Here is a 21092-nt window from a genome sequence, read left to right as displayed (position 1 = left end):
TGAAGCAGATGAAGGCTCTTGTGCTGTCCGGCGGCGCCGGTACACGCCTGCGGCCGATCACGCATACTTCGGCCAAACAGCTCGTGCCGGTCGCCAACAAGGCCGTGCTCTTCTACGGCCTGGAATCCATCGCCGAAGCAGGCATCACCGAGGTCGGCGTGATCGTCGGCGACACCGCCGCGGAGATCCAGGACGCGGTCGGCGACGGAACCAGATTCGGCCTCGACATCACCTACATCCCGCAGGAACGGCCGCTGGGACTGGCCCATGCCGTCCTCATCGCCCGCGACTACCTCGGCGACGACGACTTCGTGATGTACCTCGGCGACAACTTCATCGTCGGCGGAATCACCGACCTCGTCGACGAGTTCCGCGACAACCGCCCCGACGCCCAGATCCTGCTCACCCGCGTCCAGGACCCACGCTCCTTCGGCGTCGCCGAACTCGACGAGACCGGCCAGGTCATCGGCCTCGAGGAGAAGCCCGCGCACCCCAAGAGCGACCTCGCCCTGGTCGGTGTCTACCTCTTCACGCCCGCGATCCACGACGCGGTCCGCGCCGTCACACCGTCCTGGCGCGGCGAGTTGGAGATCACCCACGCCATCCAGCACCTGATCGACTCGCACGCCGACGTGCGCTGCACGGTCATCAAGGGCTACTGGAAGGACACCGGGAACGTCGCCGACATGCTGGAGGTCAACCGGACCGTCCTGGAGAGCCTCGCGCGCCGCATCGACGGCGACGTCGACAACGCGTCGGAGACCGTCGGCCGGGTGGTCGTCGAGGCGGGGGCGCGCATCGTCAACTCGCGGATAGTCGGCCCCGCCGTCGTCGGCGCCGGGACGGTCGTCGAGGACTCCTACGTCGGCCCCTTCACCTCCATCGCGGAGAACTGCCGTATCACCGACAGCGAGTTGGAGTTCTCCATCGTGCTGCGGGACTCCTCCATCGACGGGGTCGGCCGCATCGAGTCCTCGCTCATCGGCCGGCACGTCCAGGTCACCCCGGCCCCCAGCGTTCCCAGCGCCCACCGCCTCGTCCTCGGCGACCACAGCAAGGTGCAGATCCACACATGAACCTTCTCGTCACCGGCGCCGCCGGCTTCATCGGCTCGACCTACGTCCGCCATCTGCTCGCCCGTGACGCACCGGACGCACCCGACGCGCCACGGATCACGGTGCTCGACAAGCTCACCTACGCCGGCACCCTGGACAACCTCGAACTCGGACACCCCCGGCTGCGGTTCGTGCGCGGCGACATCCGGGACGCCGAGCTCGTCGACAAGCTGATGGCCGAGGCCGACCAAGTCGTGCACTTCGCCGCCGAGTCCCACGTGGACCGCTCGATCGCGGGCGCCGACGACTTCGTCCTCACCAATGTGGTCGGCACCCAGACCCTGCTGGACGCGGCCCTGCGCTACGGCGTCGAACCCTTCGTGCACATCTCGACGGACGAGGTGTACGGCTCCGTCGCGACCGGCTCGGCGACCGAGGAGGATCCCGTGCGGCCCAGCTCGCCGTACTCCGCCTCGAAGGCCTCCTCCGACCTGCTCGCCCTCGCCTGCCACCGCACCCATGGCCTCGACGTCCGCGTCACCCGCTGCTCCAACAACTACGGACCGCACCAGTTCCCCGAGAAGGTCGTCCCGCTGTTCATCACCAACCTCCTCGACGGCGAGCAGGTCCCCCTCTACGGCGAGGGCCTCAACGTCCGCGACTGGCTGCACGTCGACGACCACTGCCACGGCGTCGAACTCGTCCGCACCCAGGGCCGCCCCGGCGAGATCTACAACATCGGCGGCGGCACCGAGCTGAGCAACCGGGACCTCACCGCGCTGCTGCTGCAGGCCTGCGGAGCCGACGGGGACCGGGTACGGCACGTCGAGGACCGCAAGGGCCACGACCTGCGCTACTCCGTCGACTGGACCAAGGCCCGCACCGAACTCGGCTACCGCCCCCGCCACGACTTCGCCGCGGGTCTCGCCGCCACGGTCGCCTGGTACCGCGACCACCGGGCCTGGTGGGAACCGCTCAAGCGGCGCGTCGACGAGGAGCACGGATGAGGTGGCTGGTGACCGGTGCGGGCGGCATGTTCGGGCGCGATCTGGTGGAGGAATTCCGCTGGGCCTGGGTCCGCTCGGCATTCGGCTACGGCCCTCGCCACGGCTTGGTCTTGGGTCTCGCTGCCACGGTCGCTTGGTACCGCGACCACCGGGCTTGGTGGGGGCCCCTCAGGCGGCGCGTCGACGAGGAGCACGGATGAGGTGGCTGGTGACCGGTGCAGGCGGCATGCTCGGGCGCGATCTGGTCGCAGAGCTCCGCACCCGCGGCGAGCAGGTGACGGGCCTCGACCGCAAGGCCCTCGACATCACCGACCCCGCGGGCGTCGCCCGTGCCCTCGCGGCCCACCGCCCCGGACTCGTCGTCAACTGCGCCGCGTACACGGCGGTCGACGACGCCGAGAAGGACGAGGAACGGGCCCTGCGCGTCAACGGCGACGGCCCGCGCCTGCTCGCACGGGCCTGCGCCGCGCACGAGGCCCGCCTGATCCAGGTCTCCACCGACTACGTCTTCGCCGGGGACGCCCGAACCCCCTACACGGAGGACGACCCCCCGGCCCCTCACAACGTCTACGGCCGCACCAAACTGGCGGGCGAGCAAGGCGTGTCGGAGGAACTCCCCGCCGCGAGCGCCGTCGTACGCACCGCCTGGCTGTACGGCGTCCACGGCCGCAACTTCGTCCGCACGATGATCGGCCTCGAAGCCCGCCTGGACACCGTCGACGTCGTCGACGACCAGCGCGGTCAGCCCACCTGGACCGCCGATGTCGCCGCGACGATCGCCGACCTCGGCCCGCACGTCGGAGTCGACGCGACCGGCGTCCTGCACGCCACCAACTCCGGCGAGGCCACCTGGTACGACCTCGCCCGCGAGGTGTTCCGGCTGCTCGGCGCCGACCCCGACCGGGTGCGCCCCGTCACCAGCGAGGCCTTCCCACGTCCCGCGCCCCGCCCCGCGTACAGCGTCCTCGCGCACGGCCGCCTGCAGCGGCTCGGCCTCGCGCCACCGCGCGACTGGCGCACCGCCCTGCACGAAGCACTGCCCCGGATCCGCAAGGAGACCCTTCGTGAAACGCCATGAATTCCTCAAGGAGCTGCACAAGGTCAGCGGCAACCGCAACTACCTGGAGATCGGCGTCAACGACGGCCGCAGTCTCAGGCTCTCCCGCGTCCCCACCATCGCCGTCGACCCCGCCTTCAAGGTCGTCACGGAGATCCGCTGCGACGTCCATCTGGTCAAGGCGACCAGCGACGCCTTCTTCGCCCGCGACAATCCGCTGATCCATCTCAAGGGCGGGCGTCATCCGCTGCGCAACCTGCGCCGCGGGCGCAGTCCGCTCGGGTACTGGCGTCGTACCGTGCTCGACCTGTCCTTCATCGACGGCATGCACCTGTTCGAGTACGCGCTGCGCGACTTCATGAACATCGAGCGGCACTCCGACTGGACCAGCGTGATCGTCTTCGACGACATGCTGCCGCGGAACGTCGACGAGGCGGCGCGGGACCGGCACACGGGAGCGTGGACGGGTGACGTGTACAAGATCGCCGAGATCCTCGGTCGCTACCGGCCTGACCTGGTGACCGTGCTCGTCGACACGCAGCCGACCGGGCAGCTCGTGGTGTTCGGTGCCGATCCTCGCAGCACGGTGCTGCGGGATCGGTACGACGAGATCGTGGCCGAGTACGAGGTGCCGGATCCGCAGAAGGTGCCGGAGACGATTCTGGATCGGGCGGGGGCGGTGGCACCGGAGGCGCTGCTGGGAGCGAGTTTCTGGCGGCCGTTGGCGCGGGCTCGTCGGCTTGGGGTTGGGCGGTCTCGGGGGTGGGAGCCGTTGCGGAAAGCAGTTGAGGGAGTGCTTGGTGGCCATCCGTAGTGCCGCGCTGTGTCGTTGTGCGTCTGCGGCGCCGTCGTGGTCGGTCGCGCAGTTCCCCGCGCCCCTAGGGGCGTTGTCGTCGGCCGTGCTCGTAGTGGGCCCTGCAGATCTCGTATGACGGGAGCAGGCCCGACTCTCGAGCCTCGGCCAGCGACGGTGCCTGTGCGTCCTTGGGTGACAGTACGGGCGTGATGTGCTCTGGCCAGACGATCCCCAACTCCGGGTCCAGGGGGTGCACCCCGTGTTCGCGTTCTGGCGCGTAGCCCGTCGAGCACAGGTAGACCACCGTGGCGTCGTCCGTGAGCGCCATGAAGGCGTGGCCCAGTCCCTCCGCGAGGAACACGGCGTGGTGGTCGGTGTCGTCGAGGCGCAGTGCCTCCCAGCGGCCGAACGTGGGGGAGCCGACGCGGATGTCGACGACCACGTCGAGGACTGCGCCGCGCACACAGGTGACGTACTTGGCCTGGCCGGGCGGCACATCCGAGAAGTGGACGCCGCGGAGTACGCCCCGGTGCGAGACCGAGCAGTTGGCCTGCGCCAGGGACAGGTCGTAGCCGGTCGCCTCGCGGAACTCCGTGCCGCGGTACCACTCGTGGAAGGTGCCCCGTTCGTCCGGGAAGACCTTGGGCTCCAGTGCCCACGCGCCTTCGATGCCGAGGGATCGCATGCCGTCACCTCCCTCCCGATCGGGCTCTGCCCATACGGCGCCTCGCCCTGCGGACCAGGCGTCGCAGGGCACTGACACGGGGAGCCCGCACCACTCGTACCCCGCCCGCCCCGACCCGCAGGGCGAACGGCAGGGTGAGGAAGCGCGACCCGGGCATGCCCAGCGCCGGCCGCCAGGTCGCTCTTCTCAGCTCACCGAGGGGGAGCACCGCCTCCAGCAGGGAGCCGGACCCGTGCGGGGACAGCGTGGCGGGCACCTCGTGCGAGGTGCCGGAGGAGGTGAGGCGGAGGGGCAGTTCGGTGCCGGCGTCCGGGACGTGGAGGGGGAGCGGCGCGTGCAGACGGTTGCCCGAGACCGTGACGTCGTCCGGGGTGAGCGCGCCCAGGCCGACGCGGTGGGTCGCCCGGTCGACGTCCAGGGCGAGGCTCGCGTGCGGTGCGGTCCAGTACGGCAGGACCACGTGGCCGCCGACCACACCGGCGTACGGCGCGGGACGGTCCCCGCGCGGGGCGGGGCCGAGGCGGCACTCCTTGGTCCAGCCGCCCAGCTTGACGCGGACGTGGGCGTCCCACAGGCCGTCGCCCGCGAGGGTGGCGGGGTCCACGGCGGCGGCCGTGCGCAGAACCAGGCGGACGCGGCCGTCGTCGCCGGGTTCCGGCAGCTCCTCCCGGGTGAACTCCACCTGCTGGAAGTACTGGGCCCCACTGGCACGCTCGCGCAGCAGCAGGTCGGCGGTCGCCCGGCCGAACCGGGCGACGGTGTCGGCGCCCACCCAGGCGAGGGCGGCGGCCAGGTCCTCGGGCGGGCCGGCCGGCGGGGTACGGGCCGGGTCGGCGGCGAAGGTCATCGGCTCGCCGGCGGACGTGTACTCGGCGGTGAAACCGACCCGCAGCGTGCCGTCGTCCCAGGCCACGCGCTCGGGGACGGCCGTGAGGGCGATGCCGGCCTCCCACTCGGCAAAGGCCTCGACGTCGGCGTACCGGCCCGCGATGATCAGTGCGGCGACGACCTGCTGCGTCGGCTGCAGCCCGGCCGCCACACCGGGGCCGAAGCGCTCCACGACGACCTGGTGGATCTCCTCGAACAGCTCCCGGCGCCAGTCCGCCGGCATCGCGAGGAAACGCCGCCCGCGCATCCGCTCGACCATCTCGACCCGCAGCCACCGCCGGAACAGCCGGTCACGCAACGGTCCCGGCTCGGTGTACCGCTCGACGACGTCCAGGGCTTCTCGGAGGTTCTTGAAGTAGCCGCCGGGATCGAAGCGCTGGAAACCGGCGTTCGAGGAGTCGTCCCGCCGGACGTGGTAGTAGCAGACGTAGTCGCTGAGCACCGAGACGTTGCTCGCGCGCAGATACGCCTCCGTGACGAAGACGTGGTCCTCCAGCCGGCGCCTGCCCTCCGGGAAGCGCAGACCGATGTCGTCGAGGAAGGCGCGGCGGAACATCTTGTGCGGAGTGAGACTGTCGATCAGCGGCGCGTTCTCGACGGTGGCCCGCGGGTGGTTGCGGCGGAACAGCTCCACCGGCACCGCCCGGCCCTTGCCGGCCATCTTGCCGACCACGACGTCGGCGGCGTGGGCCACGCCGTAGTCGTACATCCGCTCCAGGGCCTCGTCGCCGAGGTGGTCGTCGTTGTCCACGAACATCACGTACTCGCCGCGGGAGGCGGCGATGCCGACGTTGCGGGGCTTGCCGGACCAGCCGGAGTTCTCCTGGTGGACGACGGTCACCCGGGGGTCCGCGGCGGCGAGGGCGTCGAGCCGGGCCGGCGTGTCGTCGGTGGAGCCGTCGTCGACGAAGATCACTTCGTACTCGTCCGGGGGCAGCGACTGTCCGAGCAGTGACTCGATGCAGTCCTCGATATAGACCCCGGGGTTGAACACGGGGACGACGACGCTGACCTTGACCGGCATCCGGGTCCGAGCCCCCTAGGGGTCGCTGTGCGTTTGCGTCAGATTACGGCGCTCGTGGCCAAATCCTAACCACGTCATCGCCTTTGTCCACCGCTCAACCACAGTCGCCGCGCCCGGCCGACACAGCCGCCAGGCGGTGCCGACCTCGGTCGAAGCCCTGCTGCGCAGGTAGCCTGACCAGGTGCGCCTGCTGCTGATGAGCGACACCCACCTGCCCAAACGCGCCAAGGAACTGCCCGCCCGGCTCCTCGCCGAACTCCCGCGCGCCGACGTCGTGTTCCACGCGGGGGACTGGGTCGACACGGCCACGCTCGACCTGCTGGAGCACCGCTGCGCCCGGCTCGTCGGCGTGTACGGCAACAACGACGGACCGGAACTGCGCGCCAGGCTCCCCGAGGTGGCATACGCCGAACTCGGCGGCCTGCGCTTCGGCGTGGTCCACGAGACCGGCCCCGCCCACGGCCGTGAGGCGCGCTGCGCCGCCCGCTTCCCCGACCTGGACGTCCTGGTGTTCGGCCACAGCCACATCCCCTGGGACACCACGGCCCCCTCGGGTCTGCGCCTGCTCAACCCCGGCTCGCCGACGGACCGCCGCCGTCAGCCCCACTGCACCTACATGACCGCCACCGTGGCCGAGGGCGGCCTCACGGACGTGGAACTGCACCGGCTGCCGCCGCGCCAGGCGCCGCTTTCGGATCACCCGCGCCGGGCGCCCGGGACGTCCGGAGAGTGAAGGGTGGTGCACTGCAACAAAATCCGGGCCGCTCCATACGCAGGGAAGCGGCCCGGGCGCTGCGAGTAATGCGCTCTCACGGACCTCCTTCCCACTCCGAGGTGAGGTGAGGGGGCCACGTAGGCCTCCGTTCTGCCGCGACTACCCCTTCTCGCGCGCCCTACACCCCTGGATTCGAGCGGATTCGAGCCATGCGTGAGCGATCGTCGCCGCGATCACGCACGGGGGCCCGTCGCCACCGCCGTACGCACACCGTCACCAGCACCGGACCGACCCCCGCCCCCGCGGCGCGCTTGACCACCGGCACTCCGCCCGTGCGGAACAGATCGAGCGGCTCCTGCGGCTGCCGGTCGCCCGCCGCCGCACTCCCCGCGGGCTCGGCCGGCCGCTCCGCGAGGCACGCGGCGCTCTGCCCGACCAGCCGGTCGCGCACCTCGGCCATCACCCTGCGCCCGAACTGCGCCGGGCGCCCCGTCACGGTCAGGTCGGTGCGCACCGACACCGCCGTACCACCGTCGCGCTCGCCGAGTGTGCCGGTCACCTTGGCCCGTGCGGTGCCCTTGCCGCGCGTCTACCGGCCGCTCGTGAGCAGCACCATGGCGGTGCGCGGCCTCGTCCTGCTCCTCGAAGACCACGGTGCCCTTGTGCGGCACGGTGATCGGGCCACCGCGCCGGTCAAGGTCTTGCCGTCGTACTCCTCGGAGCGTGCGTCGTCGACCGGGCCCGGCGGGGACGGCGGACTCGGGGTGCAGCTCCATGACACCCTCCTGCCGGCCGCTACGACGATGAATGGATCGCGCCCGCCGTGGCCGTCAGCGGGGCGCCCGTGCCACCCCACCGCAGCGCGACGATCTCCGCGGCGACGGACACGGCGACCTCCTCGGGCGTGCGGGCCCCGAGGTCCAGCCCGACCGGAGAGCGCAGCCGGGCCAGCTCGCCCTCGCCGAGCCCGGCCTCGACCAGCCGCTTCATCCGGTCGTCGTGCGTACGGCGGCTGCCCATCGCCCCGATGTACGCCGCCGGGCGCCGCAGAGCCTCTTCAAGCAGCGGCACGTCGAACTTCGGGTCGTGGGTGAGCACGCAGATCACGGTGCGTTCGTCGGTGCCGGTGCCGCTCAGGTAGCGGTGCGGCCAGTCCACGACCACCTCCACGCCCTCCGGGAACCGCTTCGGCGTGGCGAAGACCGGACGCGCGTCGCACACCGTGACCCGGTAACCGAGGAAGTCGCCGATCCGGGCGACTGCCGCCGCGTAGTCGATCGCGCCGAAGACCAGCATGCGGGGCGGCGGCGCGAAGGAATGAAGGAAGACGGTGACCGCGTCCTCGCGGCGCTCACCGCGCGGGCCGTAGTGCCTGAGGCCCGTGGCACCCAGGGCGAGTTCGCCGCGGGCGTCGGCGGTGACCGCCACGTCCAGACCGGGCGCGCCGAGTGTGCCGGCGACCCGGTCCGGCCACACGGCGAGGGCCGCCCCGCGCGGGGCGGGCCCGTCGGTCACCGTGGCCACCGTGACCGGGCGGCCCGCGGCCACCGACTCCGCGACCTCCCCGAACGCAGGATCGCTCTGCGGTGTCACGGGCCGCACCAGCAGAGTGATCTCGCCGCCGCAGGTGAGCCCCACCGCGAACGCGTCCTCGTCGCTGTACCCGAAGGTCTCCAGACGTGCCTCCCCGCTCGCCACCACCTCCTGCGCGAGCTCGAACACCGCCCCCTCGACACAGCCGCCCGACACACTGCCCACGACCTCGTCGTCCGGGCCGACGGCCATCGCGGCGCCCGGATCGCGCGGCGCGCTGCGGCTCGTGGCGACGACTGTGGCGAGGCCGAACGGCACGTGGGCCGCGTACCAGCCGCCGAGCACCGGGAGAATGTCACGCATGTCGCCGGTACCTCCTGGTGAGACCGGAGACGAGCCCGTCCTTCTGCGGACGTCGTCGGACCCCTGCACTTGGCAGTATCGACCTTGCGCCAGCGACGGTCATGTGCGGCGGCGGAGCAGGGACCCGCGCATGCCTCCCGCGGAGTGATCACCCGACAAGCCCGGCGTGCGCCAGGCACCGGGCCAGATCCGCGCGGGAGCGGACGCCCAGCTTGCGGTAGATGCGGGTGAGGTGCGCCTCGATCGTCTTGCGGGACAGGAACAGGGACGCCGCGGCTTCGACGTTGCTCAGGCCGCCGCCGATGGCGCGCGCCACCTGGAATTCCTGTGGGGTGAGCAGCTCCACCAAGGGTGGTCCGGATGCCCGGCGCAGGAGCGTTCGGTGGCCGGCCGCCGCGATCTCCGCCCAGGCACGGGCCGCCCAGGGCGCTGCATCGAGCGCGGCGAACGTCCGCTGTGCGGCGAGCAAGGGCTCCTGGGCCGCCGACGGGCGCCGGAACCGCCGCAGCACCTCACCCGCGACGAGGTGGGTGCGGGCCCGTTCGAAGGGCATCTCCCGGCGGGCGTGGGCGCGCTCGGCGGTGGTCAGCCAGTCGGCGGCCTCCTCGCCCGTGCGGGCCAGCATGATCCGGCAGCGGGCGTGTGCGGCCTCGGGCCACGCGAGTGCCGTGGCCGCCGCGCGCTCGGCGAGCCAGTCCGTGACCGCCACGGCCCGTTCCCGGGCGCCCGTGCGCAGACACGCCTCCGCCAGGTCCGCCACCCACGGCATCAGACTGGGGTTGACCAGCCCCATCTCGTCGGCCGTCCGGAACGCGGCCTCCAGATGCGTACGAGCGCCCTCCGGATCCCCGGCGCCGAGCGCGGCCGTCCCCAGGGCGCCGCGGGCGAACATGCCGAGGCCGCGCAGCCGTTCGCCGCACCACCGCTCGTACTGCGCGATGTGCTCCTCGCAGCCGGACAGGTCACCGCGCAGGCCCTCCAACCGGGCCAGCTGCACCAGCGCGTAGCCCGCCATCGCCAGATGCCCGAACTCCTCGGCCCAGTGCAGCGCCTCGACGGCGTCCGCGCGCGCCATCGGCCAGCGACTCCACATCTCCACCTCGCACCGCCCCAGCAGCGCGAACGGCAGCAGGGTCGGCGAACTGTCGCGCCGCGTCCCCTCGATCACACCGTCCAGCACCCGGCGGGCGACCTCTCCCTCGTCCGTCCAGGACAGGCCCTGGGCCACGTCCGTGGCCACCTGGCGTTCCTCGGGCCCCGCGGCGCCCTCGTCGAGCAGCGCGAGCAGTGCGGCACGCCCGGCGGGCACGTCACCGCCCAGCGCCAGCGCCTTGGCCCGCATCACGGCGGCATGGCGGCGCTGCGGGTCCCGGCCGTCGTCGGCGAGCTCCTCACAGCGGGCGGCGATGTCGGAGGCGTGCCGCAGCCGGCCGTCCATCGTGGCAGGGGCCACGGCGGCGCCGTACAGAAGACAGGCCCGGGAGCGGTCCACCGGCTCCACCGCGCGTGCGGCGGCGACGAGGAGGTGGTGGGCGCGGGCAGGGTCGCCGAGCCAGGTGCAGGCCTGGCCGCGCAGCAGCTCGATGTCGGCGGTGAGGCGAGGGTCGCGGCTGTGGGCGAGGGCTTGCTCGCACCAGTGGGCGGCGTCGCGCGTCGTACCGCCGTAGAAGGCGTCGCGGGCGGCTTCGAACAGCCGGCGGGCGAGGTCGGCGGGGTCGGGGGAGAGCTCGGCGGCACGGTGCCAGGCGTGTGCGGCCGCCGCCAACGCGCCGCGCCGACGGGCCTGTCCGGCGTCCGCGGCGAGCCGCGCGGCGACCGTCTCGTCCGGGCCGGGTGCGGCGGCGGCCAGATACCAGGTCTGCAGCTCGCCGGACGACAGCGCGGCCAGGTGCCGGTAGACGGCGAGCCGGCGGGCGGTGGAGCACTGGCCGAGCACCACCGGCCGCAGGACGGGATGCCGGAGCTCACAGACCCCGTCGCGCATCCGTACGAGCCCGGCCTCCTCGGCGGCATCCAGCGCGTCCAGCTCCAACGCCCTTGCCAGCAGGGAGAGGTCGGGGGTGCGGGAGGCGGCGACATACACCAGTGCCTCGCGCGTACGGCGGGGCAGAGCGCGCAGCTGTCCGCTCCAGGCCCGCTCCACCAACGGTCCGGGCGCCTCCCACGGCTCTGCTCCCGCGGAGCCTGCCCGGGCGAGAGCCGCCGCGTACTCCACGAGCACCAGCGGATTCCCCAACGACAGCCGGACCAGCCGCCCTGCCGCTGCGTCTGCCCGGTCGAGCCCGTGCCGCCGCAGCAGCGCCCAGCAGTCGTCGTCGGCGAGTGGTCCCAGCGCCGCGCGCGGCACGCTCTCCCAGGCCCCTTCGTCCTCGCCCCCGGACCGTACGGCCATCACCAGCGCCACCCGCTCGGTGGTCAACCGGCGCGCCATGAACTGGAGCACCTGCCGCGAGGAGGGATCCGCCCAGTGCAGATCGTCCACGACGAGCAGCAGCGGCCGTTGCTCTCCGGCGGCGGCGAGCACCCCGAGCGCGCCCGCGCACACGGCGTACGGATTCGGCTCGCCGCGGTCGGAGATCGCCAGGCAGCCCTCCACGGCCCGCCGCTGCCCGGTCGGGAGTCCGGCGAAGTGCGGGCGCAGGGGAAGGAGGAGGTCGGCGAGGAGGGAGTAGGGGAGCACGGCCTCGGACTCCACGCCGGAGGCGCGCAGGACGGTGGTACGGCAGCGGTCGGCCGCGTAGCGCAGGAGCGTGCTCTTCCCGATTCCGGGGTCTCCGCTGAGCAGCAGGGCGCCGCCACGGTCGTCGAGGCCGCTCAACAGGCCGTCGATCAGGGTACGTTCACGCTCTCGCCCGATGGGCTTGCACACCGCCGTGACCGTCGTCTCGTCCATGACGCCCCCCGAAGCCCCACACCGCGCCCCCACTGCCCCCAGAGTGCCCGTGCCGGGGTGATCGGCGTGGGTGATTGAGCATCCTTGTCCGGCTTCGGAGCTTCGTGAAGGGCCGTACAGATATGGGGAGTTCCCTGATGCGCTCGGGCGCCGCCGTGCAGTTGCATCAGGGGATCCGCAGGACGCGCCGGGGGAGGCGTCATGGGCACCGTCAGCACCGCCGACATACCCGTCCTCAGTCTGTCCCTACTGGGCCGCTTCGCTCTGACATACGGCCCGACCGCCGTGGACGTCGGAATCGCGGCCCAACGCCTCCTCGCCTACCTCGGCCTGCGCCGGCACGGCACCCGAACGGTCGTCGCGGGCACCCTGTGGCCCGACGTCACGGAGGAACGGGCCCACGGGAGCCTCCGTACGGCCTTGTGGCGGCTGAACAGGGGACGGGAGCCGCTGGTGTGCAGCGAGGGGGACACACTGGCACTGGCGGAAGGCGTGACGGTGGACGCCCGGACCCTGATGGACTCGGCCCTGCACGTGGTCGGCGGGCCGTCCCTCGACCCGGTCCCCAACCTCCTCTTCGCAGGCGACCTCCTCCCCGGCTGGGACGACGACTGGCTCCTCTTCGAACGCGAACGCCTGCGCCAGCTCCGGCTCCATGCCCTGGATGCTCTGGCCTACCGGCTCCTGGAAGAGGGTCGGCATGCTCTGGCCCTTGAGGCCGCCTTGGAGAGCGTGCGTATCGAGCCGCTGCGGGAGAGTGCGCATCGGGCGGTGGTCGCCGTGCATTTGGCCGAGCAGAATGTGGGGGAGGCGGTGCGGCACTACGGGGCGTTCCGGGACCTGCTGCGTACCGAGCTCGGGATTGCTCCTTCCTCGGATTTCACTTCGATGCTCCCGGCGTGCGCGTTGACCTGCGACTGACGGCCATGTGACAGGAATGTGCCATGGTGTGGGAGCCGGCCCACGGGACCCTCCGACGAGCGGACGGACATGAGCGACACCCCGGAGACTCTCACCGCCATCTTGCTGATCACAGTGTGGCTCGAACCCTGCACCCCCACCTTGCGCGCTCGCGTCACCCGGGTCACGGACGTACGAGCACCGGGGGAGTCCACGGTTGTGGCAGGTGCGGACGCGGTGCTGGCGTCGGTGCGGGACTGGCTGGCGGTGTGCGAGCCACAGCGGCCCTGAGTTCACGGCTCAGATGCCGAACATGCCTACGGCTGCCCCCTTTTCGTATTGCACGACGACCCCGATCCAGCTCTTTCCCCCGGGGAGCGGAAACTCGGTGTTCATGTACTCGGCGTAGCGCGCTATTTGTTCTTTCCCCATCGCCAGGGCCCGCTCCCCCGAGGGTTTGATCTCGTAGTAGACACCCCGCGAGAAGTCGACCCGATCGAGCCTGACGGTGCCGCCGGGCAGCCTCGCGGTCACCTCGCGGGCCAGGCCGCGGGGCAACTGACTTTCGGGAATCAGAAGTTCTGCATATTCGTGAGAGAGTTGCCCGCGCTCCAGCTGTGCGGGAACCGAGCGCCCGGGACGCGCCGTCTCACGCCGACCGTGACCTTCTGCTGCTTCCGACTTCAGCGTCCCTTCCGCTCTCGCCCCCCGCTGACGCTCGGCGAACTCCTCCAAAATTTCCCTCTGACGCTCATCGAGTTCGGGCCGTGCTTCTGCGGCTCGGGATTTCGCCTGAGCCTTCGACGGATGCACCTTAGGTGGCCTCAAATCCGCCGCGGTCACAGACGAGGCCGATCCAGGCCGGGCAGCCCTGGATTCGAGAACTGTCGCCGCCTTCGTTTCCGGGACGCGGAGGCCGGCGCCCAGGCCGGTGTCCGCGAGGGCGCCTTCCTGTGCCAGTTCGTCGAAGAGTTTCGCCAGACGGGCCAGGAAGTTCTTGCTGCCTGCGATCGCTTCGTTCAGTTCGCCGACCGCGCGACGGCCCAGCCCTTCGAGCAGGTCGAGACACTGGCCGAGCAGGCGGCCGATGCTGCGGAGCAGTTCGACGGTACCGGCCAGAATGCGGGTCCCCAGGCGCGCGGCGACGGCGAGGGCTTCCTTGACGATGTTGGCGATGAAGTCGGATGCGAGAGCGAGGACGACCTCGAACAAGATCTGGCCGACAACCTTGCCGATGTCCCGGCCGTACTCGAACCAGGGTTCCTCGACGAAGGCCAGGAGTCGGTTGGCCGCGCTGCGACCGAGGGCTCGAACCTGTGCCAGAGCCATTCCCTTGACCGACTCGATCAAGGCCTGCAACTGTCGGACGGATTCGAGGGGGTTGCGCAGAAATGCGTCCAGCATCTTCGCCAGGCGTGTCTGCTCGGCATCGCCCTCCGCGAGGAACTGTGCGATCCGCGGACCGTATTTCGCGGCCAGTGCCGGGACCCTTTCGATGAGGAACCGGTTGACGTCGTAGGGGAGTTTGACGAGTGTGAGCACGGCTTCGAAGAGGCCTTTGACCGAGATCCACAGGCCCTCGACCAGACCGAGGCCGTATCCTGCCGCGTAGCGTCCCGCGTTGCCGGGCCCGAAGCTCTCCCACTTACTCTGAATGCGTTGCCATTGCTCTGGCGGGGCTGACTGGATGCCGCCCCACATGCCGCGCATGAACTCCCTGAGAAGCGTCCATTCCGTCTCGCCCAGCGTCTGCTCTGCGGCCAGTCCGACAAGTCGGTCGTCGAGTGGACCGAGCGACACCTCTGCGTCCGGATCCGCCGGCTGCGACGCCTGATCGGCCGGACCAGGGGAGGCCGTGTCCACTTCCCGCGCCACTGCCGGCTGGCCCATCGCGGATTGCTGGGCTGTGTGGGCCAGTTCATGGGCGAGAAGGCGGAGCCCGCGTGCGTTCCATGGTTCGAACCGGCCCCGGCCGAAGACGATGTGCGGGCCCACCGCATAGGCGGAGGCGCCGAGCACCGCTGCCGAAACCGCGGCCGAATCGCCGCTGTGTACGCGGATGTCACCGAGGTCCAGCCCAAGTGGTTCCTCGAATCGGGAACGCAGGGCGGGGCTCAGCGGCTGTCCCGCGTCGTACGTCCCCTCACGCACCGCCTGCCGCTCATCCCGCCGCAACGGCCTGCCGCCGGATACGTGGGCCCCTCGGATCCGGTCACCGCTGGCGAATCCTGCCGCTTGCTGCTCCACAGGATCTTGCGCATGTGTCATGCGCAGCCCGTGCAGGCGGGGGTGTTCGGGCATGCTCCTCACGTCCCCGGAGAGAGTGGCACCGCGAACGAGGTGCGCAAGCCCGTCAGCTTGTCCCGCGCCACCACCGCCAACGGCGCCACGTGATACTCCACCCCATGCGGAGGACTGCCGTCGCGATACGGCCAGATGACGTCGCCGAGCGTTCGGCGGGCCGCGAACGTCCAGTAGTCGCCGGTGCGGTACTCGTGGGCGGGGCCCCTCTCCGCCGCCTTGTGGAAGTGGACTTCGACGCCGTGTTCCAGTGGGATCCAGGTGCCCTCGGTTACCGGGAGGGCGCCGTCGGACTCGGCGTCGGTGTGGTCCCAGCGGCGCAGGTAGGGGTGGCGGTCGAGGGAGGGGAGAGGGGCAGGGACCGTGGCCAGGGTGATCGTCAGGGTTTCGGGGTCCACGTCCGTGATGCGGTGGAGGGGAGCCGCCCCGGCCGGCAGGCCGAGTTCGCGGCGCAGGCAGACCCCGTCGTCGACCACCTCCACCCACTGACCCGGCTCCAGTGCCATGTGCCGGTCCCGGGGCGGAGACGTCAGCTTCACCTTCGTGCCGTCGATCCGGCTGATCGGGTGGATCACCGAGCCGTTGTCCCGGGACCACACGAACGTCGCGCCGTCCGCCGCCGTGCCGCCCCGGCGGATCTCCACGCGGTAGAGCTGGTTCTCGCCGGTGTACGAGGCGTCGGGTGCCGCCGTGCAGGGGGCGTCCGCCGTGCCGTCGTCGCGGTTGGTGCGGACGTCGAGGATGCCGGTGCCCCGGTCCGGTGTCGTCTCGGCGGCGAGGCGGGTCAGGGCGTCCTGGCCCCTCTTCAGGGGGAGCGCGCGGACCTGCCACACCACCTGGGCGCGGCTCGCCGAGTCCGGGTGGTGCAGGCCCAGCGCCGGTTCGTGGAGGGAGGGGTCCTCGATCTCCGTCACGTGGCGTTCCCAGACCTTGAGGTAGACGACGTAACTGCCCGTGGGCAGCTTGTCGTCACCGTCGAAGTCGATGTAGGCGTACGGTTGTTCGGCGTACGTGACCTTGGCCGGGTTCTCCACGAGGATGCCGTTGACGTAATAGCGGCCCGGGCCGATCGAGAAGCCGCCGGTGCCGATGTCGGAGATCTCGAAGCCCAGGTGGCCGGCGGGGCCGGCGCTCGGGCCCACCAGGTCGGTCATCGCCGTGCGCAGGTAGTGCAGCAGAATGGCCGTCTGCTCGTTGCGGTTGGCGTCCAGGCCTACCCGGCCCTGTAGTGCGAACACCGTCGAGTAGCCGCGGTCCGGCGAGAAGGTGATGTTCGAGAAGTCTCCGTGCACGGCGTCCCCCTAGGTGGCGGTGATGACGGCTGCCTCTACGCCCAGCGGCACGTACTCGGCGAGCAAGTCGCGCAGGTTGCTGAGGCGTTGGGGCTGGTAGAGGTCGTGGAAGGCGCCCATCTCCGAGCCGTCTTCCGCACCCGCCGAGATCGACGGGTCGCAGGCGGCGTGCAGTTGGGCGTAGGCCGGATGGCCGTAACGGGTGCTCGTGAACAGGGGGCGGATGGCCGCGCATTGGTGGCGGGGCGGGCCCGAGTGGCTCTCCGGTGCGTATGAGTACCTCAGGCATCCCGTGTCCCGACGCACCGTGCGCAGGCAGCCGGTGATGATGCTGTCCTCGCCGAGGGGGAGGGTCTGCACGCGTACTTCACCCAGCACCGTGCAGCGGCGCAACCTCAGCGCCGCATGCGCGAAGCTGTCCTCGGGGGCCGTGACCGCCGGCAGGTCGTCCGCCGTCGCGTCGACGATCGAGTCCTCGATCCCGATGTCCAGCGGGTTGCCCTTCGTCTCGTCCTGGTCCACCACGATCGTGCCGATCACCGATCGCTCGACGCGCAGCCTGGCCGTCGTACGCCGTAGTTCGACGGACGGCTCGGCGCCCCAGCGCGGCCGGCAGTCGTGGTCCAGCTCCCAGCCCGGGACCAACGTGCAGTGTCTTACCACTACTTCACCGATCTGGCCGACGACGTCGAGACTGCGGCCGCTCACCACCAGGCCGTCCAGGACGAGACGCGGGCGGCGCGCGGCCGGCGGCGGGCAGTCGACCACGGTGCCGGGCGGCGGCCGCTTCGCCGTCGCTCGGACGGTGAGCGCGTCGAAGCGGTTGGCCTTCCGGTTGAGGAGGCGGATGACCGGGCGTACGCCGGGCGCGGCGCGCAGCTCCAGGCGGTCGTCCTCGTCGAGGTCGATCCGCAGCGCCTCCGTGTAGTCGGCCGAGTCGCGGATCTCGATCAGCGCCCGGTGCAGGGAGTGCGGGGACGGGTCCGCGGCTTTGTCCGCCCGCCACCGCTCCAGCGCGGCCGTGATCGAGCCGAGGCCGTCCGCGCCGCCCACCGCGTACACCCGGCGCTCGCCCGCCGGGCTCACCGGGCGCGGATACGCCCCGCCGCCCATCGCGTCGGCGAAGCCGTAGTGCCAGCTGACCCACACACCGTCCTCCGGCGCCTCGTCCGCCGGGAACGCGATCCGGCCGAGCACCGGATCGACCGCGACCTGGCCGGGGCGCGGCCGGTAGCGCCAGGCTGTGAGGTCCGCCACGACGATCCGCTCCGGCGGTACGGGGGTGTCGGGGGCGTCCCGCCAGATCTGGAGGCTCTTGCCGGGACCGTAGTACTCGGTGACCGCGTCCGCGAACTCCTCCCGCCCCAGCGGCTGCGGCACGCCGGCCTGCGCGGGCGGGGTGAACAACTGGGTGTCGATGCCCAGGACGTTGACCAGGTAGCGGCTGTAGCGCTGGTCGATGCAGAAGGCCGGCGCCGCAGTAACCGGGAACGCCCGCAGTCGCCACACGAACAGCGCGAGGCTCGGGATGTTGTGCAGTCCGCGGGTCGTCGTGCTGTTCGGGCGGCGTACGTCGACCAGGTGCGGCGCCTCGTCGAAGGGGTCGCCGAGCCGGGCGCAGGCGAGCGTGTCCCGTACGGCGAGCGTGGCGGGACGGTCCGGGCGTACGTGCCGTACGTGTTGCGCGCGCACCAGGTGCCGGTACAGCTCGACCACCCGCGCCGGCCAGCCGGCACCGTCGACAGCGACCGCCTCCAGCGCCGCCGCGCCGCCCTTGCGCCGCCGGTTCGCCACGGCGTCCGCCACGGCACGGCGCGGGGACAGCGCGCGGACGGCTCCGGGCGAACTGCCGGGCGGCGGCGGGCGAGTGCCGACCAGGGCGCCTATGTACGGCACCACCCAGTCCTCGCACGTCTCGATGAACCAGTTGGCGTACCAGGCGTCGAGATCCTCCTCGATCACCCGGACCTGCCCCTCGACGATGCGCAGCAACGCCCGCAGCGGGAAGCCCTGTTCCTCGTCGCGCATCCGGTGGACGGCGGGGAGCAGGTCGTACAGGCGGTCCACGGGTGGGGTGCTCATCGCGCCACCTCCGGATTCAGGACGATCGAACGGGACAGTTCCGGGGCTGCGATCACGAGGTCAGCCGGGTGCATCCGGTCGTTCTTGACGCGCGCGGGCAGCGCCGGAACGCGCTGTGCGACGCCCGTGACCTCCTCCACGGTGCCCGTCCGCGTCGCGCCGAACCTCCGCACGTCCACGAAGACGACACCCGGCACGCCCTGCAGCGCGGCCACGGCCTCCGCCAGGTACGCGCTCTGCCCCAACTCCCGTGCCGCGAAGCCGAAGACACGCTCCAGCCGCGTCCGCAGGCGCGGCTCCATCAGCGTGGGGGAGCGGTCGGCCTCGATGCCGACGCGGGCCTCGACGACGAGGGTCCAGCGGATACGGGGTGCCACGACGGCCGGGACGCCCGCGTCGCCGTAGCGGCGGAACGCGGTGAGAAGAGAGGTGAGCACCGTGTCGTCCGGGCCGATGACGGCGTCCTCTACTCCGGCCACCGTGACGTGCACGACCTCACGGCCGCCGACGGCCAGCCGGGTGGCCGCCGCCTTTCCGATGCCGGCGCGGGCCACCGTGAAGTCGGCGTAGTCCCGCAGGCCGACGAGGCGGTCCATGGCCAGCGTCGGCAGCGGGGCCCGGGCGCGGAGCGCGGCGTCCGTGTCGGCGTCCGTGCCGCCGCCGGTGCTCAGCGGGTTGGTCACGGCGCTGATGCCGAGGGGCTTGGTGCGCAACTGGCTCAGCTGTCCGGCCCGCAGATTGCCGTCCCGGCCGAGTCCGACCCGGTAGCGGGCGGCGACGTTCGCCGTGCCGGAGGGCAGGCGGGCGGCGCGGCGGCCGTCGCCGAAGGTGACGGTGGCCCGGCCGGTGTCGTCGGTACGGAGTTCATAGGCGTGGTCGGCCGGTCCGCTCCGCGCGATCTCGGCCGTCTCGTGCCAGGCCGACTCGGCGACCCTGACGGTCAGTTCGGCCTGCTCGCCGTCCGCGTCCGGCGCCGCTGTGTACGTGAGCGGATGCGCGGCGAGGGGGAAGGTCTGGCCCGGCCGGGACGCGTCGCCACTGCCGAGCGCCGTCTCCTCCCTGGTCTCGCCGTGCGTGGCGCGTACGACATTGCCCCAGACGGTCACCGTGTCGCGGCGGTAGGCGGTGCGGAGAGCGGCGGCCAGTTCGAGGACGGTGTACGGGGTCGCGCCCGGACGGTGGGGGTCGGTGACCGTGTGCACGGCCCGGACCCGCGCCACCTCGCCGGTGGGCGTGGTGCCGTCGTCCGGCGTTCCCGTGATCAGGACCGTACGGGACGGAGGCAGGTCGGTGATCACGCGGTCCAGGTCCACGGAGGCGCCCTGGACGGGGTCGGTGAACGGCTCGGGGGCGAGGGTGAGGGGCTCGGGCTGGGCGTGGACCGTGTAGGGGCGGTGGTCCCTGAGGCTGGTGGCCCCGACGGGGAACCACTCCTTCGCGAGAGTGAGCAGGGTGGAGCGCGCGGAGATGCCGTAGTACGCGAGGCCACTGCTCCGCACGGCCTGCACCTGGTGGAGTTCCGGGTCGCCCGCGGGCCGGTCGACGACGATCCAACTGCCGGCGAGGATCCGCGGATGGTCCCCGTCCAGCGGGAGCAGCCGTCGCTCCTGGCCGTCCACGTCGTACAGGTCGGGGTCCAAGGGCCAGTCCGGTTGGGCCTCGACGTCGACCCGCGGAGGCAGGGGAGTGGCGGCGCCGAAGGGTGCCGTCCTGACACGCAGCACGTCGAGCCGTTCGAAGACCGGAAGCTCCGTCTTGCCGGCCTCGTCCCTGCACTCCGCCTCGTAGTCCTCGGCGATCGTCACCAGGTCGACCGCGGTCGTCACGGTCACGGGGTCGGTGCGGACGGACTGCACGATCCTGAGTACCGGTTCCTTCCCGGCGAAGTGGAACAGCAGCCGGTCGCCCGGCGCGACGCCCGTGCTCACGCCGTCGAGGTGCACCCGCCGCAGTCCGCGCGCGCACATCCGCGTCATCGGCGAGGGCCGCCGCGTCCGCACCCGAAGCACCCCCCAGGACGGCCGTGCCACCAGGTCTGCGGCCGTCTCGAACACCACCGGCCGCTGCCCCGGATCCGGCACGCTCTGCACCTGCGAGCCCGCCGGCACCCTCATCTCCACATCGGCCGGGTCGGGCTCCAGCGTGTACGCGAGCCAGCCGTCGGCCGCCAGGCCCGGCCGCGGCCGGTACCCGACGAGGCGGCCCAGCTCGACCAGGGACCGGCGTTCGGTGGCGGTGCCCAGGTAGCCCTCGTCGGCGATGCGCTCCTGGTAGAAGGTCAGGACGTCGCCGACGCAGGCCCACGCGTCCAGCAGCGCGAGGGCCGGGTCGGCGGGGTCCCGCGTGGTGAGCGGGGAGCCGGCCAGCTCCCGGGTCATCGCCGCGAGGAAGGCGGCGTGCGTGCCGACCCGGGCGCGCAGCGCCGCCGCGCCGGGTGGGTTGTCCGTCGGCAGCGGAGTCGCCGCCTCGGCCGTGCAGCGGCAGTCGCCTGTGGCGCACAT

Annotated in this window: 17 protein-coding genes; 8 read left to right on the top strand and 9 right to left on the bottom strand. The window is 71.9% G+C overall.

Going from position 1 to position 21092, the window contains the following annotated elements; translation table 11 throughout:
* Positions 1-8 precede the first annotated feature (8 nt).
* The 5 genes from ACIBU0_RS00215 to ACIBU0_RS00195 are packed head-to-tail and all read left to right on the top strand — an operon-like array spanning position 9 to position 3933.
* Positions 9-1076, top strand: a complete 1068-nt coding sequence (locus tag ACIBU0_RS00215; protein WP_398809270.1) for a glucose-1-phosphate thymidylyltransferase — start codon at positions 9-11, stop codon at positions 1074-1076.
* Complete coding sequence (rfbB, locus tag ACIBU0_RS00210) at positions 1073-2062, top strand: dTDP-glucose 4,6-dehydratase (RefSeq protein WP_398809267.1); 990 nt, start codon at positions 1073-1075, stop codon at positions 2060-2062. Before ACIBU0_RS00215 ends, rfbB begins: the two co-directional genes overlap by 4 nt.
* Positions 2059-2262 (top strand): hypothetical protein, encoded by a 204-nt coding sequence (locus ACIBU0_RS00205; protein ID WP_398809264.1) that lies wholly within the window; start codon positions 2059-2061, stop codon positions 2260-2262. The genes rfbB and ACIBU0_RS00205 overlap by 4 nt, the downstream gene beginning before the upstream one ends.
* Positions 2259-3140, top strand: a complete 882-nt coding sequence (gene rfbD, locus ACIBU0_RS00200) for a dTDP-4-dehydrorhamnose reductase (RefSeq protein WP_398809261.1) — start codon at positions 2259-2261, stop codon at positions 3138-3140. Before ACIBU0_RS00205 ends, rfbD begins: the two co-directional genes overlap by 4 nt.
* Positions 3127-3933, top strand: a complete 807-nt coding sequence (locus ACIBU0_RS00195; RefSeq protein ID WP_398809258.1) for a class I SAM-dependent methyltransferase — start codon at positions 3127-3129, stop codon at positions 3931-3933. Before rfbD ends, ACIBU0_RS00195 begins: the two co-directional genes overlap by 14 nt.
* Before the next feature lie 64 nt (positions 3934-3997).
* On the opposite strand, the gene rfbC is transcribed toward ACIBU0_RS00195, so the two are convergent.
* Positions 3998-4600 carry a dTDP-4-dehydrorhamnose 3,5-epimerase gene (rfbC, locus tag ACIBU0_RS00190; RefSeq protein WP_398809256.1) on the bottom strand — a complete coding sequence of 201 codons (603 nt, stop codon included), beginning with the start codon at positions 4598-4600 and terminating at the stop codon, positions 3998-4000.
* Positions 4601-4604: 4 nt separating this feature from the next.
* Positions 4605-6512 (bottom strand): glycosyltransferase family 2 protein, encoded by a 1908-nt coding sequence (locus ACIBU0_RS00185; RefSeq protein ID WP_398809253.1) that lies wholly within the window; start codon positions 6510-6512, stop codon positions 4605-4607.
* Between the two features lie 181 nt (positions 6513-6693).
* On the opposite strand from ACIBU0_RS00185, the gene ACIBU0_RS00180 reads away from it, so the two are divergent.
* The gene (locus ACIBU0_RS00180; RefSeq protein ID WP_398809250.1) at positions 6694-7245 is read left to right on the top strand and encodes a metallophosphoesterase family protein; all 552 of its coding nucleotides are present in this window, start codon (positions 6694-6696) and stop codon (positions 7243-7245) included.
* A gap of 160 nt (positions 7246-7405) precedes the next feature.
* Here ACIBU0_RS00180 and ACIBU0_RS00175 read toward each other — a convergent pair whose 3' ends face one another.
* The 3 genes from ACIBU0_RS00175 to ACIBU0_RS00165 all read right to left on the bottom strand — a co-directional run bounded on the left by ACIBU0_RS00175 (position 7406) and on the right by ACIBU0_RS00165 (position 12016).
* Positions 7406-7786 carry a hypothetical protein gene (locus ACIBU0_RS00175; protein ID WP_398809247.1) on the bottom strand — a complete coding sequence of 127 codons (381 nt, stop codon included), beginning with the start codon at positions 7784-7786 and terminating at the stop codon, positions 7406-7408.
* A 236-nt stretch (positions 7787-8022) separates the two neighbouring features.
* Positions 8023-9123, bottom strand: coding sequence for an XdhC family protein (locus ACIBU0_RS00170; RefSeq protein WP_398809244.1), 1101 nt, complete (start codon positions 9121-9123; stop codon positions 8023-8025).
* 148 nt (positions 9124-9271) lie between these two features.
* The gene (locus ACIBU0_RS00165; RefSeq protein ID WP_398809241.1) at positions 9272-12016 is read right to left on the bottom strand and encodes an AAA family ATPase; all 2745 of its coding nucleotides are present in this window, start codon (positions 12014-12016) and stop codon (positions 9272-9274) included.
* Positions 12017-12217: 201 nt separating this feature from the next.
* Here ACIBU0_RS00165 and ACIBU0_RS00160 point away from each other — a divergent pair, with 201 nt between their 5' ends.
* Entirely contained in the window at positions 12218-12937 is a 720-nt protein-coding gene (locus tag ACIBU0_RS00160; protein ID WP_398809238.1) for a BTAD domain-containing putative transcriptional regulator, read from the top strand.
* A gap of 69 nt (positions 12938-13006) precedes the next feature.
* Complete coding sequence (locus tag ACIBU0_RS00155) at positions 13007-13207, top strand: hypothetical protein (protein WP_398809235.1); 201 nt, start codon at positions 13007-13009, stop codon at positions 13205-13207.
* Between the two features lie 9 nt (positions 13208-13216).
* Here ACIBU0_RS00155 and ACIBU0_RS00150 read toward each other — a convergent pair whose 3' ends face one another.
* From ACIBU0_RS00150 to ACIBU0_RS00135, 4 genes are read right to left on the bottom strand one after another with little or no spacing between them, the layout of a single operon-like run.
* Positions 13217-15217, bottom strand: coding sequence for a DUF4157 domain-containing protein (locus ACIBU0_RS00150; protein WP_398809232.1), 2001 nt, complete (start codon positions 15215-15217; stop codon positions 13217-13219).
* Between the two features lie 5 nt (positions 15218-15222).
* Positions 15223-16509, bottom strand: coding sequence for a DUF6519 domain-containing protein (locus tag ACIBU0_RS00145; RefSeq protein WP_398809230.1), 1287 nt, complete (start codon positions 16507-16509; stop codon positions 15223-15225).
* 9 nt (positions 16510-16518) lie between these two features.
* Positions 16519-18591, bottom strand: a complete 2073-nt coding sequence (locus ACIBU0_RS00140) for a hypothetical protein (RefSeq protein ID WP_398809227.1) — start codon at positions 18589-18591, stop codon at positions 16519-16521.
* Positions 18588-21092 carry a putative baseplate assembly protein gene (locus ACIBU0_RS00135; protein WP_398809224.1) on the bottom strand — a complete coding sequence of 835 codons (2505 nt, stop codon included), beginning with the start codon at positions 21090-21092 and terminating at the stop codon, positions 18588-18590. Before ACIBU0_RS00135 ends, ACIBU0_RS00140 begins: the two co-directional genes overlap by 4 nt.

The organism is Streptomyces sp. NPDC049627 (assembly GCF_044465645.1).
Taxonomy (GTDB): domain Bacteria; phylum Actinomycetota; class Actinomycetes; order Streptomycetales; family Streptomycetaceae; genus Streptomyces.
This window is presented reverse-complemented; position numbering and strand designations above follow the sequence as displayed.

Bases quoted from the DNA above. Each gene is read 5' to 3' on its own strand.
- ACIBU0_RS00215 (WP_398809270.1), top strand. From the start codon at position 9: ATGAAGGCTCTTGTGCTGTCCGGCGGCGCCGGTACACGCCTGCGGCCG.
- ACIBU0_RS00165 (WP_398809241.1), bottom strand. From the start codon at position 12,016: ATGGACGAGACGACGGTCACGGCGGTGTGCAAGCCCATCGGGCGAGAG.
- ACIBU0_RS00170 (WP_398809244.1), bottom strand. From the start codon at position 9,123: ATGCGTGACATTCTCCCGGTGCTCGGCGGCTGGTACGCGGCCCACGTG.
- ACIBU0_RS00155 (WP_398809235.1), top strand. From the start codon at position 13,007: ATGAGCGACACCCCGGAGACTCTCACCGCCATCTTGCTGATCACAGTG.
- ACIBU0_RS00140 (WP_398809227.1), bottom strand. From the start codon at position 18,591: ATGAGCACCCCACCCGTGGACCGCCTGTACGACCTGCTCCCCGCCGTC.
- rfbB (WP_398809267.1), top strand. From the start codon at position 1,073: ATGAACCTTCTCGTCACCGGCGCCGCCGGCTTCATCGGCTCGACCTAC.
- ACIBU0_RS00160 (WP_398809238.1), top strand. From the start codon at position 12,218: ATGGGCACCGTCAGCACCGCCGACATACCCGTCCTCAGTCTGTCCCTA.
- ACIBU0_RS00135 (WP_398809224.1), bottom strand. From the start codon at position 21,092: ATGTGCGCCACAGGCGACTGCCGCTGCACGGCCGAGGCGGCGACTCCG.
- ACIBU0_RS00205 (WP_398809264.1), top strand. From the start codon at position 2,059: ATGAGGTGGCTGGTGACCGGTGCGGGCGGCATGTTCGGGCGCGATCTG.
- ACIBU0_RS00150 (WP_398809232.1), bottom strand. From the start codon at position 15,217: ATGCCCGAACACCCCCGCCTGCACGGGCTGCGCATGACACATGCGCAA.
- ACIBU0_RS00185 (WP_398809253.1), bottom strand. From the start codon at position 6,512: ATGCCGGTCAAGGTCAGCGTCGTCGTCCCCGTGTTCAACCCCGGGGTC.
- rfbD (WP_398809261.1), top strand. From the start codon at position 2,259: ATGAGGTGGCTGGTGACCGGTGCAGGCGGCATGCTCGGGCGCGATCTG.
- rfbC (WP_398809256.1), bottom strand. From the start codon at position 4,600: ATGCGATCCCTCGGCATCGAAGGCGCGTGGGCACTGGAGCCCAAGGTC.